Below are 13,423 nucleotides of genomic sequence, written 5' to 3'. Positions count from 1 at the left end.
AGCCGGCGGGCTTCAGCCGAAAGCGGAGGCGGGGTCGGTGCCGGTGAGGTCGGCGGCATCGGCCCACACGCGGGCGGCGAGCGCGGTGTCGGCCAGTCGCCCGCGGACGGGTTCGAGTCGGGGTTCGCCACGGAATCCGAGCACGCGGGGACCCCACATCTGGCCGCCCTGCACGGCCGGGTCGAGGACCGCTCGGACGGCGGGCCACGCGCCGGCCTCCTTGCCCTGGAGGAGCAGACCGGCGGGCAGGCTCCGCAGCCGCCGGCCGGTGGTCCGGACGTGCACCGGCGGCCGGGACGGCGTGAGGGAGTCCAGCGCGCCGCCGGGATGGTTCACCACGCTCAGCGTCGTGGCGCCGGCGGCGCGCAGCCGGCGGTCGAGTTCGAAACCGAACAGCATCTGCGCCAGTTTCGAGCGGCCGTAGGCCCGCTTGGGCTGGTAGTCCCGGCTGCTCTGCAGGTCGTCCGGGTCCAGTTGTGCGGACTTCCCGACGAAGCTGCCGGTGGTGACAACGCGGCCTGCGGGCGCGGCGGCGAGCAGCGGCATCAGCCATCGGACCAGCGCGAAGTGCCCGAGGTGGTTGGTGGCGAACATCAACTCGTGGCCGCCCGGGGTCCGGCGCGGCTGCGGGTCGTCGAGCAGCACGCCGGCGTTGCAGACGACCGCGTCGAGGCGGTCCGCGTCCAGGGCGTCCACGGAGGATTTCAGCGTGGAATGGTCGGCGAGGTCGAGCCGCAGGTGGCGCAGGCGGGCGCCGGGGACGCGGGAACGGATCGAGGTCATCGCGGCGTCGGCCTTGGCGGTGTCCCGGCTGCCGAGGACGACGGTGGCCCCGGTGCCGGCGAGTTGCTCGGCGACGAAGTATCCGATGCCCGCGTTGCCGCCGGTGACCAGGAAGGTCCTGCCCTCGGCGCGCGGCGGCCGATGGACGTCCCAGTGCCGGGACCGGGCTACAGGCGGCATGACGGCTCCCTCATTCTCGCAACATAATCGAAGTCACTTCGGAATCATAATCACTATAACTTCGTAGTGCTTCCGGCCACCGCTACGCTGGCGGCATGGCACAGACGGCGCCGGGGCGGCGCGAGCGCAAGAAGGCCGCCACCCGCCGGGCCCTGGCCGCGGCGGCGCGGCGGCTGTTCCTGGAGCGGGGGTTCGCCCAGGTCACCGTCGCCGAGATCGCCGACGCCGCGGACACCGCGGTGTCGACGCTGTTCGCACACTTCCCCGGCGGGAAGGAGGCGCTGGTCCTCGGCGACGGCGCGGAACGCGAGCAGGCTCTGGCCGCCGCGGTCCGGCAACGTCCCGAGGGGGTCTCGGTCCTGCGGGCCCTGCGCGACTTCCTCGCCACGCGGGGCCCGTTCGATCCCGACCCCGCCCCCGAGTCCCGGCGCATCGCCGAACTCGTGGTCTCCACCCCGGCCCTGCGGGCCTACGCCCGGTCCCTGTGGACGGGCTGCGAGTCCACGCTCGCCCGCGTCATCGCCGAGCAGACCGGCCGCGACGCGGACGACGTCTCCCTGCGCCTGCTCGCGCGCTACGTCCTGGAGATCCCGGACATCGCCGGCACGGAGCCCGACCCGCCCGCCGCGCTGGACACCGCCTTCGCCCACCTCCAGCGCGGCTGGCCCGATCTCTGAGCCCGCCCGGTCCGCACCGCGACGTCGAGGCGCCCGTCACCCTCGCGTTCTGTTGAGCCTTGCGTAGCGGCCGGGGGGGCATGCCGAAGGCCGCCTTGAACATGCGGGTGAAGTGGGCCTGGTCGGCGAAGCCCGCCGCGAGAGCCGTCTCCGCCAAGGGCCTCCCTTCGCGCAACCGCCTCCGCGCCACGTCGAGGCGGCGCATCACCGAGTACCGGTAGGGGCCCGGCACGGCGCGGACGCGAGAGCCCGCGCCGCAGCGGAGCAGGCCCTCCGCGAGTTGGAGAACCAAGGCGTCGGACGTCCGGATCCCCACCTCGGTGACGCCGACGGCGTACACGTCGTGCCGATGCCGGCCATACGGACGGCCGCGCAGGCGGGCGCGGAACAGCTCCACGCCGTCCACCGGTCCGCCGGCCTCCACCCACTCGCCCGGACGGCACGAACGTTCAAGACCGCCGCCGCGCGCATCGGCCACACTGCGTGCCATAAGCGGAGTCTACGGAGGAACCCATGGAAGCCTCCTTGGCCCAGGCGATGGCCTTCGTGGCGTTCACCGCGGTGGCCGCCGGAAAGCCCGGCCCCAGCAACGTGCTGCTGGCCGCTGTCGGCGCCAGGGTCGGCGTGCGGCGAGGCATGAAGAGCCTGCTCGGACAGGTGACCGGGATGACCTCCATGCTGTTCGCCGTCACCCTGGGACTCGGCGGCCTCCTCCTCGACCACGCCTGGACGCTCGAGACCCTGAAATGGGGCGGCGCCGCGCTGCTCTGCTGGACGGCCTGGGGAATCGCGACCGCGGACCACACCGAGGAGGCCGCGGAGGCGCCCACCGGCTTCCTCGGCATGGCCGCCTTCCAGTGGGCCAATCCCAAAGGCTGGCTGATCGCCACCGCGGCCGACGCCACGTTCCTCGACCAGCACAAGGGCAGCGCCCTCAACCAGGCGCTCGTCTTCGCGGTCCTGTTCCTGCTGGCCGCGCTGCCCAGTTGCCTGCCCTGGCTGGCGTTCGGCGCCGCGCTCCAGCGCTTCCTCCGCACCCCGCGGACATGGCTCGTCTTCCGCTGCACGATGGCCGCCCTCCTGGCGGCCTCGGCCATCCTCTTCGTCGTCCCGCACGGCTGAGCGCATCTCTGTACCTACTGGTATGTACACTGTTCGCGTGAGCACCAGGGAACGGCTCGTCGAGAGCACGCGCGCGCTGCTGTGGGAACGCGGCTACGTCGGCACCAGCCCGAAGACCATCCAGCAGCGGGCCGGCGCGGGCCAGGGCAGCATGTACCACCACTTCACCGGCAAAGAGGACCTCGCGCAGGCGGCCATCCGCCGTACCGCCGACGAGATGCGCGCCGCCGTCGACGCGCAGTTGTCCGGCCCCGGCACGGCGGTCGAGCGCATCACCGCGTACCTGCGCCGGGAACGCGACGTCCTGCGGGGATGTCCCATCGGCCGGCTGACCCAGGACCCCGACGTCATGGCCGTCCCCACCCTCCGCGCGCCCGTGGAGGAGACCTTCAGCTGGCTGCGCGCGCGTCTCGCGGCCGTGGTGCGGGAGGGCATCGACCGCGGCGAACTGGACGCCGCCGTCGACCCCGCGTCCACCGCGGCGGCGATCGTCGCCGCCCTCCAGGGCGGATACGTCCTCGCCCGCGCCGCGGGCACCACCGACCCCTTCGACCAGGCGGTCACCGGCATCCTCGCGCTCCTCGGCGCGCGCACCGTCCACTGACCCAAGGAAGGCCACCATGGACATCACCCGGCAGTCCGCCGCCGCAGTCGCCGCGCCGTCCCAATGGATCACCGGCGACGCCTGGATCGAGCCCGTCGCCAAGCCCGAGGTGGGCACGCAGATCGACAGCGTCCGCTTCGCACCCGGCGCCCGCACCGTCTGGCACCGCCACCCGCTCGGACAGGTGCTCGTCGTCACCGAAGGCACCGGACGCGTGCAACGCCGCGGCGGGCCCGTCGAGACGATCCGGGCGGGCGACACCGTGCGCATCGCCCCCGGCGAATGGCACTGGCACGGCGCCGCCCCCGCCGCTCCCATGACTCACCTGGCCATTGAGCCGATCTCCGCCGACGGCACCGCGTCCGAACCGGGCGCCCCCGTCACCGACGACGAGTACCACCGCGACGACGACGACGTCCCGCCGGTCACCCGCTCAGTGGTGCTCGACCAGCTCCTGCCGGCGCCGCGGACCACGCAGCGGGTCCAGGTCCGCCGCATCACCATCGCGCCCGGACACGCCGCCGGGCTCCACGTCCACAACGGCCCGGTGTTCGGCAGCATCGAGACCGGCTCGGTGATCTACCAGATCGACGGCGAACCGGCGTCCGTGCTCGGCCCCGGAGACGTGTTCTACGAACCCGAGAACACGCGCATCGCACGCTTCGACGCACGGGAAGACGGCGTGACGTTCCTCGGCTACTTCCCCCTGGCCCCCGGCGAGGACGCCGAACTCACATTCCCCGACCACTGACGCCGCCCGGCTGAGCTACAGGCCGGAGCCGCCCGTGGCGTCGACGACCCGCCCCGTCACCCAGCGGGCGTCGTCGGAGGCGAGGAAGGCCACGATGTCGGCCACGTCCTCCGGCCGCCCGACGCGGCCGAGTGCGGCGAGCGAGGCCGCTTGCGCCTCCGCTTCCGGGTCACCGCGCAGCCAGTCCGCGTTGACGTCGGTGTCGATGATGCCGGGGGCGACCGAGTTCGCCGTGATGCCGCGCGGCCCCAACTCCTTGGCGAGGTTGAGGGTGAACGTGTCCAGGGCGCCCTTCGTGGCGCCGTAGGCGATGATCTCCGGCATGGCCAGACGGGCCGCGCCGCTGGAGACGTTGATGATCCGGCCCCCGTCGCGCAACCGCTTCAGCCCTTCCTGGACGACGAAGAACGGCGCGCGGACGTTCACGGCGAAGACCTCGTCGAACTGCTCCTCGGTCAGCGACGCCAGGTCCGAGCTGCGGCCGATGCCGGCGTTGTTGACGATGATGTCGACGGCGCCGTCCGGCACGTGCTCACGGCCCTCGGCGTCGAAGGCGGCCCACAGAGCGGCCGCGTCACCGTGCCGGCCCAGCTCCGCCCGCAGGGCGAACGCGCGTCCGCCGTCCTTGCCGATGCGCTCCACCACCTCGCGCGCCGCCGCCTCGTCACGCGCGTAGGTGATCGCGACGGTGGCACCGTCCCGGCCGAGCCGCTGCGCGATGGCCCGCCCGATGCCCCGGCTGCCCCCGGTGACCAGCGCGACCTTGCCGTCCAATGCCCGTCCGCCCATGCCGTCGACTCCCTTCAATTCTTGAGCGATCACTCAAGAAGGAACGTAGCACACATTCTTGAGCGAGCACTCTAAAATGGAGGGGTGAGCGAATCGGGCACGAGGCGAGGACGACCGCGCGGGTTCGACCGCACCGCGGCGCTGGCGGCGGCCACCCGGCTGTTCTGGGAGCGCGGCTACGCGGCCACCTCCATCGGGGAGCTGACCGAGGCGATGGGCATCAGGCCCGGCAGCCTGTACGCGGCCTTCACGGACAAGAAGTCCCTGTTCGAGGAGGTCGTCCGCGACTACGGCCGCTCGCCCGCCGGCGCGTTCATGGGCGACGCCTTGGAGGAGGAGCCCACGGCCTACGGCGCGTTCGCCCGCATCCTGCGGGAGGCCGCGGCCATCTACTCCGACCCGTCCCACCCCGCCGGGTGCCTGACGATCTGCGCCGCCACCAACATCGCTCCACAGGACGCCGAGGTCGAGACGTTCCTGCGCGACCTGCGCAACAGGAACCTCGTCACCTTCGAATCCCGCCTGCGGAAGGCGCGGCAGACGGGCGAACTGCCGCCCACCGCCGACCCCCGCTCACTGGCCGCATACTTCGCCATGGTGATCCAGGGCATGTCGCAGCGCTCCCGCGACGGCGCCACCAGGGAAGAACTGACCACAACCGCCGAACTGGCCCTCAACGCCTGGCCCCGGGCACCACATTGAAAGGCCGGCCGCCGCTCGTCACGACCGGGTCTTGAGGCCGTCCAAGGCGAGCGGGCGCTGCTCGGCGGGGGTGCGGTCAGGCGAGGCCGCCGGTGGCGCGGATGTTCTGGCCGGTGATCCAGCCGCCGTCCGGACCGGCGAGGAAGGCGACGACGTCGGCGATGTCGGAGGGCTGCCCGAGCCGGCCGAGCGGGGTGCCGGCGGCGACCGCCTCCAGCACCTTCTCGGGGTTGGAACCGCGCAGCAGGTCCGTGTCGGTCGCGCCCGGAGACACGGTGTTCACGGTGATCCCGCGCGGCCCGAGCTCCATCGCCGCCACGGCGGTCAGCTGCTCGACGGCGCCCTTGCTGGCGGCGTAGAGCGCGATGCCGGGGGCCGGACGCACCGTGTTGACGGTGGAGAGGTTCACGATGCGCCCGCCGTCGCGCAGGTGCCGGGCGGCATGCCGGATCGTGAGGAAGACCGACGTCAGGTTGACGGCCATGACCTGCTGGAACAGCTCTTCTTCGGTGTCGGCGAGCGGGGTGGGGGTGAAGCTCAGCGCGGCGTTGTTCACCAGGACGTCCAGCGCGCCCAGGTGCTCCTCGGCCGTCTCCATCAGCCGCTGCCCAGCGCCCGGTTCGGCCAGGTCGAGGCGCACCGCGTGGGCGTGGCCGCCCGCCTCCCGCACCGCGCGCACCAGCTCGGCGGCGGGTTCCTCGCTCCGGGCGTAGTTGAACACCACCCGCGCGCCGTCCCGCGCGAGCCGCTCCACGATCGCCCGGCCGATGCCGCGCGAGCCGCCCGTCACGACGGCGGTCCGGTTCTCCAGAGCGGCCATGGCCGCCTCCCTTCCTTGATCTCCGGGAACCCTAACCGGACTGGTCGTCTCCGAACGCGCGGAGGGGCTGCCGGACCGGCCGGACCGCAAGGTCTACGCGCTGACGCCGGCCGGGCAGCAGCGGGTGTCCGCCTGGCTCACCGAGGTGAACTGGCCGAAGCCGAACCTGGCGGAGTTCCACCTCAAACTCGCCGCCGCCGCGGCGGCCCGGCTCGCCGACCCGGTGGAACTGGTGGACGCGCAGCGCCGCGAGCTGCGGCGGCGGCTCGGCGAGGCGCAGCGCGCGCTGCCGGCGGAACCGGACGGCTCGACCGCCGCCCTGCTGCTGGAGGGGGTCGCGCTGCGGCTGCAGGCCGATCTGCGCTGGTTGGAGGCTTGCGAGCGGGTCTGGTCGAAGGTCGTCGACGAATCCGAGGACGCATGAACGAGTGCGGCGCGGTGATGCAGACGCGCGGCCTGTCCCGACGCTGCCCGGCGCGCTCATCGGCGTCCCCTCGGGGCTGTTCCTGGTGCTGCTCTTCTCCGCGCAGAACACCGCCATGCCTCCTACGTGGTGGCTGTTCGTCCCCGCGCTCGCCGCTCCCTTGGCGACGGCGGCGCTCACGGCCGTGCCCGCACGCCTCGCGGCCCGCCGGTCCGTGGCACGAACGCTCAGCACCGAAGCGGGCTGAGGAACCCGGCGGGTGTCGGTAGGTACACCCCCGGGACGGTGTCCAGGGCCAGTGTGGGGCGGCCCCTGGACCGGAAGCCTTGATCACAACAGCTTCCGAGGCGTCGAGGAGACCCCCATGGCACGCATGACGGTTCGCGTCCTGTCCACCGCGCTGGCCGCCGCCGCGCTCACCGCGGCGGCCGTGCCCGCCGCCAACGCCGCCGCCGGACCGCGCTCACACAGTGGGCGGCTCGACGCGAAAGTGCAGGAGCGGGCGGACAAGCTGGTCGCGGACGGCGCGCCCGGCGTGATCGTCATGACGCGGCGCGGCGGCCGCGTCTCGCACGTCACGTCCGGCGTCTCCGACAAGGCGACCGGCGCCCCGATGGACGCCCGGCTGCTGGTCCGCGTCGCCAGCGTCACCAAGACGTTCACCTCGACGGTCGTGCTCCAGCTCGCCGCCGAGCACCGGCTGTCCCTGGACGACACCGTGGACGAGTGGCTCCCCGGCCTGGTCAGGGCGAACGGCAACGACGGGTCGAAGATCACCGTCCGGCAGCTGCTCGCGCAGACGAGCGGGCTGAACGACTACACGCCGGACCCGCGCGTGATGACCGACCCGTCCCGGACGTGGACGCCCGCCGAACTCGTCGCGATCGCGACCGAGACGCCGCCGCTGTACGAGCCGGGGACGAGCTGGAACTACTCCAACACCAACTACATCCTCGCCGGGATGATCATCGAGAAGGCGACCGGGCACGAGGTGGGCGACGAGTTCCGGCGGCGGATCTTCACGCCGCTCGGGCTGCGGCACACCTCCTACCCGACGACGGACACCGCGTTCCCCGGCCCGTACGTGCACGGCTACTACGCCGAGTACGGCGACGTCAGCACGCTGATCAGCCCGTCGAGCGCCCGCACGTCCGGCGGCATCGTCAGCACCGTCGACGACGTGGCCCGCTTCCACCGGGCGCTGTTCACCGGGAGGCTGCTGCCCGCGAAGCAGATGCGCGAGATGCGGACGGTCCGTCCCGTCAACGACGACGGCGTCGTGGAGGACTACGGTCTCGGCGCCGCCCGCATCAGGTTCTCCTGCGGCTACGCGTGGGGCCACGACGGCGGCTTCCCCGGCTACCGGACCTGGACCTACACCAGCCGCGACGGGAACCGCCAGGCGATCATCACCTACAACGAGTCCAAGTACGAGCACGACGAGACGTTCCGCGCCGACCTCGCCAAGGCCGCCGACACCGCCTTCTGCGCCTGACCGCCGCGCGGCCGGCCAATATGAATCATTTTCTAACACCCGGCGATAAATAATCGAGATATGGCCTGTTATGCAGCGCTTTGTCGATGACGCACAGGTCAGCGGCCTACACCGGACGACAAGCGCTTGGTTATAAGCAGGTGAGCAGCGCGTACCGGGATTTGTTCTTTTCCTCTACAGAACGCCCCCGGTCCCCCTGCGTACCGTCGAAACGTCCTGGACCGCGGACGGACGGCGCGCGGGGGTCCCCGCTCGGCGCGCCCCACCCCCGCCCGCGGTCTCGAACTACCGCCGCCCGCGCCGGCCGGGCCGGGAGGGGCGACCCCCACCCCGACCCCCCGCTCCCCGGCCCCCGCGGAACGCGGTGACGGAGGTGCCCGATGACCAGAACCCTCGACCATGGAGGTCTCGCCGAGCGCTCCGCCGCGCTCCCGCCGCGGCTCGCCCGGATCATGCGTCCCGAACTGCCCAGCCTCGCCGAGGAGATCGTCACCGAGATCCGCCGCGCCATCCCCGAGTACGCCCGCCCGATCGACGGGCCGTACGGGCACGTGCTGCGGATCAGCGTGGAGCACAGCCTGTCGGCGTTCGCCGACCGCGTCGCCGCGCCCCCCGGCGCGCCGCCCGCGGCCGACGTCTGCGCCGACACCGCGCGCATGCTCGGCCAGTACGAGGCGCACGAGGGCCGCAGCATGGACAGCCTCCAGGCCGCCTACCGGATCGGCGGGCAGGTCGCGTGGCGCCGCGTCATGAAGGTCGCGCCCCGCCACGACATCTCCTCCGCCGTCATGTCCCGCCTCGCCGACGCCCTGTTCGTCTACCTGGACGAGCTGGCCGCGGCCTCCCTGGAGGGCTACCTGGGGGCCAGGGCCCGCCCGATCCCCGCGCTGGACGAGCGGCGCCGCCGCCTCCTGCACCGCCTGGTGGACGAGCCGGGCCTCGACGCGGCGGCGGCGGCCGAGTCCGCGGGCTGGACCGTTCCGGCCGAGGTCACGCTGGTCGCCGTCGAGCCCGAGGCCCGCTGCGTCTGGACGGCGCTGGACGAGGACGTCCTCGCCGACCTGGAGTGCGCGTCCCCGCACCTGCTGGTGCCCGGCCCGTTCACCGCCGGGCGGCGCGCGATGCTGGAGGCCGCGGTCCCGGGCCGCCGCGCCGCGGTCGGCCTCACCGTGCCGCCGGCGCAGGCCGCCGACTCGCTGCGCTGGGCCCGGCAGGCCCTCGCCCTCGCCCTCGACGGCGTCTTCGACGACGAGCCGGTCGTGCTCTGCGAGGAGAACCTCGTCGCCCTGTGGCTGCTGTCGGACCCGGCGCTCGTCGAGCAGCTGACCCGCCGCCGCCTCGGCATCCTGGACGGGATGACCCCCGGCCAGCAGGACCGGCTCACCGAGACGCTGCGGACCTGGCTGGTCACCCGCGGCACCGCCGCGGAGATCGCCGAGCTGCTGCACATCCACCCGCAGACCGTCCGGTACCGGATGCGCAAGATCGAGCAGGCCTTCGGCGAGGAGCTGGCGGACCCGGAGGCCCGGTTCGGCATCGAGGTGGCGCTGCGGGCGGCGTTCCTGCGCTCCCGCCGGCCCGCGGCCGCGCCGCGCCGGCCGACCGCCGTCTCGCATCCCCCGTCCCAGCTGCGCCGCCTCAAGTGACCACCGGCGGGGGCGCCGGACCGGCGCCCCCGCCGGGATGTGCCGATCTTGTGCGGAAGCACAGGTGGACGGGTGTTTCGCGGCATTTGTCTGGGATGATCGGCGGGTGAACGGTACCTCGGGGGGTTTGCGGCGGTCCGCCGTGGCGGCGGCGGCGCTGGCCGCCGTGCTCGGCGCGGGAGCGTGCGGGTCGGAAACGGGCACCGCGTCCGGCGTCCCGCCGACGACCGGTGCCGCGACGCGCGGGCCCGCCCCCGCACCCACCCTGGCGTCGCCCACGCCCACCACGCGGACGCCCTGCTCCGCGGAGGGCGTCAGCCTCTCGATGGACATCCCCGACGCGGCGATGGGGCTGCGCGCGGCCTCGGTCGAGCTGCGCAACTGCGGGAAGCGGCCGTACAAGCTGAACGGCTACCCCGCGCTGCGCGTCCTCGACAAGAACCGCGAGCCGTTCGACGTGCGGCCCATCAAGGGGACGCACGAGGTCAAGGACCCGGGACCGAAGCCGGTGACGGTCGCGCCGGGCAAGTCCGCCCGCTTCGTGATCGTCTGGCGCAACCTGGTCACCGAGTCGACCACCGTGGCCGTCAGCGGCAGCTACCTGGAGGTCCGCCCCGCGCCGGGGCGGCCCGTCCTCGTCCTCCCGTCCAACGGCCCCCTCGACCTCGGCAACACCGGCCGCCTGGAGAGCACCGCCTGGACGCCCGTCCGGCGGTGACGGCTCACCCGCCCGCGGGGAAGCGGGCGGGGCTGTCCGGCGGCTGGACGGGCCGCACGATCGGCCAGCCGGCCGGGGGCGGGCTCTCCAGCGGCGACTCGGGGTAGGCGGACGGGTCGTCCGGGAACCGGGTGGGCGTCCTGGCGTACCGGCCGGCCGGACGCGGCGCCGCCCAGCCCTCCGGCCGCTCAGGCACGGCAGGCGTCGGCGCGGCGAGCGCAGGCGCGGCGGCGTGACGGACCGAGCGGACCGGGCGGGACGTTCGGGGCGCGGAGCGGCGCTCATGCCGCGGAAAGGCGAGCAGCGCCAGGACCGCCAGCAGGACGCCCGCGACCCGCAGCAGGAACAGCGCCGGCGCGTGCGGCCACGGCTCGCCGTACAGCAGGGTGGCCGACAGCAGGAGGTGCGTCTTCGCGGTCACGGTCACGACGGTGACGATGATGGTGAGCCGGCAGCGCTGCAGCCCCAGGGACAGCAGCCCGAGGCCGAGGACGCCCGCGAGCACGAACAGGTACGGGTGCGGGGACGACAGCACGGCCGTCCCGCGGTGCCCGGCGAGCATCAACGCCATGCCCTGGCCGAAGACCTCGGTCGCGCCGAGCAGGACGCCCGCGCCGAGGCCGTAGGCGATGCCGGTGATCGGCCGGGCGTGCCGCCCGGCGACGGGACGGTCCCGCAGGAAGAACATCCACAGCGGCAGGCCGAGCGACGGGACGAAGACGAGCCCGGCCTTCCACAGCGGCAGCGCCTGCGCGGCGCCGGCGCCGTCCGGCCGGTGCAGGGCGTCGGCGAGCGGCTCGCCGTGCGCGGGCAGCACCGACAGCGCGGCGGTGACCATCGCCGCGACGACGATGACGACGGCGAGCCACTCGCGGGAGGTGGGCCGCTCGCCGAACCCGCTCATCCCGACGACCAGCAGCAGCACGAGGCTGAGGCCGTAGGCGGGCAGCGCGGCGACGACCGGCAGGGCGGTCAGCCCGCCGGCGAACAGCGCGAACCCCGCGAGGACGACCAGCACCCCGGCGACCCAGCGGGGGCTGCGCAGCAGCAGCCCGGCGGCGTGCAGCGGCCGCCGGCCGCCGATCGGCCCGATCCGCCCGACGGCCGTCTTGAACAGGACGAAGGCCACGAAGAAGACGGCCTGCGCGGTGCAGGCGAGGACGGCGGCCCAGACGATCTCACTGGTGTTCACGGTCGCACCTCCGGGGGTGGGCCCCAACCGGAGCCAGAGGCGGCTCCCGGCGGGCGGTACCCCCTATGCGGCCGCTCACCGGGCGATAAACACGGTCGAAACGGATGGTGACACGGCGAAGGCGTCCGGCGATTGGAGCCGGGACACGGAGAATCGAGCGGATTTCCGCGCCCGGGTGAGTAGTGCCGGACGGGCTCAGCGGACGGGGAGGCCGGTGACGGCGCGGCCGATGACGAGGCGCTGGATCTCGCTGGTGCCCTCGAAGATCGTGAAGATCTTCGCGTCGCGGTGCATCCGCTCGACCGGGTAGTCGCGGGTGTAGCCGTTGCCGCCGAGGATCTGGATCGCCTCGTCGGTCACCCGCACCGCCGTCTCGCTCGCCACCAGCTTGGCCATCGACCCCTCGGCGTTCTCGAACGCCATGCCCCGCGCCGCCATCCAGGCGGCCCGCCACACCAGCAGCCGGGACGCGTCGATCGCGGTCTTGCAGTCGGCGAGCTTGAACGCGATGGCCTGGAAGTCGCCGATCTTCTTGCCGAACTGCTCGCGCTCGCGCGCGTAGTCCAGCGCGTACTCGTAGGCCGCGCGGGCGATCCCGACCGCCGACGCGCCGACCGCCGGACGGGTCGCCTCGAACGTCTTCATCGACACCTGGCCGCGCCCGCGCCGCCCCTCGCGGGCGCGCGCGAGCCGCTCGTCCAGCCGGTCCTTGCCGCCGACGAGGCACCGGCCGGGGACCCGGACGTCCCGCAGCACCACCTCGGCGGTGTGCGACGCCCGGATGCCGTGCTTGCGGAACTTCTGCCCCTGCTCCAGGCCCGGCGTGCCCGGCGGGACGACGAAGCTCGCCTGCCCGCGCGACCCGAGGTCCCGGTCGACGGACGCGACGACGACGTGGACGCGCGCGATGCCGCCGTTCGTCGCCCACGTCTTGGTGCCGTCCAGCGCCCATTCGTCCTTGGCCTCGTCGTACACGGCGGTGGTGCGGATCGCGGACACGTCGCTGCCCGCGTCCGGCTCGGACGAGCAGAACGCCGCGACCGCGACGTCGTCCGGGGTGCCGAACATCGCCGGCAGCCACTCCTCGGCCTGCTCGGGAGTCCCGCTGGTGGCGACGGCCGCGGCGGCCAGGCCGGTGCCCGCGATCGCCTCGCCGATGCCGCCGTCGCCCCAGAACAGCTCCTCGAACGCGACCGGGATGCCGAGCCCGGTCGGCGACAGCGACTGCGCCGCGAAGAAGTCCAGCGAGTACAGGCCGATCCGCGCGGCCTCCTCCAGGATCGGCCAGGGCGTCTCCTCCCGCTCGTCCCATTCGGCCGCCGCGGGGCGGATCACGTCCTGCGCGAACCCGTGCACCCAGTCGCGGATCTGGAGGAGTTCCTCGTCGAGTTCCAGTGAGAACGTCATAGCCCGGCCCCTTCGCCGTCCGTCGCCTGACGCCGACGCTAGAGGCGCGGACCGGCCCGCGCCGTACGTTCGGCCGATCAGTTCGGCACCGGGTTGTGCGGGCGGCTGAGTGG

Annotated in this window: 15 protein-coding genes and 1 pseudogene; 10 read left to right on the top strand and 6 right to left on the bottom strand. The window is 73.5% G+C overall.

Annotated features, from left to right (window positions below):
• Nucleotides 1-12: 12 nt before the first annotated feature.
• Nucleotides 13-963 (bottom strand): SDR family NAD(P)-dependent oxidoreductase, encoded by a 951-nt coding sequence (locus tag ACA514_RS32205; protein ID WP_375045036.1) that lies wholly within the window; start codon nucleotides 961-963, stop codon nucleotides 13-15.
• A gap of 95 nt (nucleotides 964-1,058) precedes the next feature.
• Here ACA514_RS32205 and ACA514_RS32200 point away from each other — a divergent pair, with 95 nt between their 5' ends.
• Nucleotides 1,059-1,640 (top strand): TetR/AcrR family transcriptional regulator, encoded by a 582-nt coding sequence (locus ACA514_RS32200; protein WP_375045035.1) that lies wholly within the window; start codon nucleotides 1,059-1,061, stop codon nucleotides 1,638-1,640.
• Nucleotides 1,641-1,710: 70 nt separating this feature from the next.
• Here ACA514_RS32200 and ACA514_RS32195 read toward each other — a convergent pair.
• Nucleotides 1,711-2,130 (bottom strand): annotated as a pseudogene (locus ACA514_RS32195) (helix-turn-helix domain-containing protein); the annotation flags it as partial.
• Nucleotides 2,131-2,153: 23 nt separating this feature from the next.
• Here ACA514_RS32195 and ACA514_RS32190 point away from each other — a divergent pair.
• The 3 genes from ACA514_RS32190 to ACA514_RS32180 are packed head-to-tail and all read left to right on the top strand — an operon-like array spanning nucleotide 2,154 to nucleotide 4,117.
• Nucleotides 2,154-2,762 (top strand): LysE family translocator, encoded by a 609-nt coding sequence (locus ACA514_RS32190; RefSeq protein ID WP_375045034.1) that lies wholly within the window; start codon nucleotides 2,154-2,156, stop codon nucleotides 2,760-2,762.
• 37 nt (nucleotides 2,763-2,799) lie between these two features.
• A complete protein-coding gene (locus tag ACA514_RS32185; protein WP_375045033.1) occupies nucleotides 2,800-3,366 on the top strand; it encodes a TetR/AcrR family transcriptional regulator in 567 nt (188 codons plus the stop codon).
• Between the two features lie 16 nt (nucleotides 3,367-3,382).
• On the top strand, nucleotides 3,383-4,117 hold the full coding sequence (locus ACA514_RS32180; protein ID WP_375045032.1) for a cupin domain-containing protein: 735 nt from the start codon (nucleotides 3,383-3,385) through the stop codon (nucleotides 4,115-4,117).
• A gap of 15 nt (nucleotides 4,118-4,132) precedes the next feature.
• On the opposite strand, the gene ACA514_RS32175 is transcribed toward ACA514_RS32180, so the two are convergent.
• A complete protein-coding gene (locus ACA514_RS32175; RefSeq protein WP_375045031.1) occupies nucleotides 4,133-4,906 on the bottom strand; it encodes a glucose 1-dehydrogenase in 774 nt (257 codons plus the stop codon).
• A gap of 84 nt (nucleotides 4,907-4,990) precedes the next feature.
• Here ACA514_RS32175 and ACA514_RS32170 point away from each other — a divergent pair, with 84 nt between their 5' ends.
• Nucleotides 4,991-5,608, top strand: a complete 618-nt coding sequence (locus ACA514_RS32170) for a TetR/AcrR family transcriptional regulator (protein WP_375045030.1) — start codon at nucleotides 4,991-4,993, stop codon at nucleotides 5,606-5,608.
• Between the two features lie 76 nt (nucleotides 5,609-5,684).
• On the opposite strand, the gene ACA514_RS32165 is transcribed toward ACA514_RS32170, so the two are convergent.
• A complete protein-coding gene (locus tag ACA514_RS32165) occupies nucleotides 5,685-6,428 on the bottom strand; it encodes an SDR family NAD(P)-dependent oxidoreductase (protein WP_375045029.1) in 744 nt (247 codons plus the stop codon).
• Nucleotides 6,429-6,552: 124 nt separating this feature from the next.
• Here ACA514_RS32165 and ACA514_RS32160 point away from each other — a divergent pair, with 124 nt between their 5' ends.
• The 5 genes from ACA514_RS32160 (at nucleotide 6,553) to ACA514_RS32140 (ending at nucleotide 10,711) form a co-directional block, all read left to right on the top strand.
• Nucleotides 6,553-6,852, top strand: a complete 300-nt coding sequence (locus ACA514_RS32160; RefSeq protein WP_375045028.1) for a hypothetical protein — start codon at nucleotides 6,553-6,555, stop codon at nucleotides 6,850-6,852.
• Between the two features lie 4 nt (nucleotides 6,853-6,856).
• Nucleotides 6,857-7,099, top strand: a complete 243-nt coding sequence (locus ACA514_RS32155; protein ID WP_375045027.1) for a hypothetical protein — start codon at nucleotides 6,857-6,859, stop codon at nucleotides 7,097-7,099.
• 117 nt (nucleotides 7,100-7,216) lie between these two features.
• On the top strand, nucleotides 7,217-8,347 hold the full coding sequence (locus ACA514_RS32150; protein ID WP_375045026.1) for a serine hydrolase domain-containing protein: 1,131 nt from the start codon (nucleotides 7,217-7,219) through the stop codon (nucleotides 8,345-8,347).
• 380 nt (nucleotides 8,348-8,727) lie between these two features.
• Nucleotides 8,728-9,993: a PucR family transcriptional regulator gene (locus ACA514_RS32145; protein ID WP_375045025.1), complete on the top strand. Its 1,266-nt coding sequence runs from the start codon at nucleotides 8,728-8,730 to the stop codon at nucleotides 9,991-9,993.
• Nucleotides 9,994-10,099: 106 nt separating this feature from the next.
• Entirely contained in the window at nucleotides 10,100-10,711 is a 612-nt protein-coding gene (locus ACA514_RS32140; RefSeq protein ID WP_375045024.1) for a DUF4232 domain-containing protein, read from the top strand.
• Nucleotides 10,712-10,715: 4 nt separating this feature from the next.
• On the opposite strand, the gene ACA514_RS32135 is transcribed toward ACA514_RS32140, so the two are convergent.
• Both ACA514_RS32135 and ACA514_RS32130 read right to left on the bottom strand, forming a co-directional pair.
• The gene (locus ACA514_RS32135) at nucleotides 10,716-11,903 is read right to left on the bottom strand and encodes a hypothetical protein (RefSeq protein WP_375045023.1); all 1,188 of its coding nucleotides are present in this window, start codon (nucleotides 11,901-11,903) and stop codon (nucleotides 10,716-10,718) included.
• Nucleotides 11,904-12,098: 195 nt separating this feature from the next.
• Nucleotides 12,099-13,310: an acyl-CoA dehydrogenase family protein gene (locus tag ACA514_RS32130; RefSeq protein WP_375045022.1), complete on the bottom strand. Its 1,212-nt coding sequence runs from the start codon at nucleotides 13,308-13,310 to the stop codon at nucleotides 12,099-12,101.
• Nucleotides 13,311-13,423 lie beyond the last annotated feature (113 nt).

The organism is Actinomadura sp. NTSP31 (assembly GCF_041951385.1).
Classification (GTDB): domain Bacteria; phylum Actinomycetota; class Actinomycetes; order Streptosporangiales; family Streptosporangiaceae; genus Spirillospora; species Spirillospora napierensis.
This window is presented reverse-complemented; position numbering and strand designations above follow the sequence as displayed.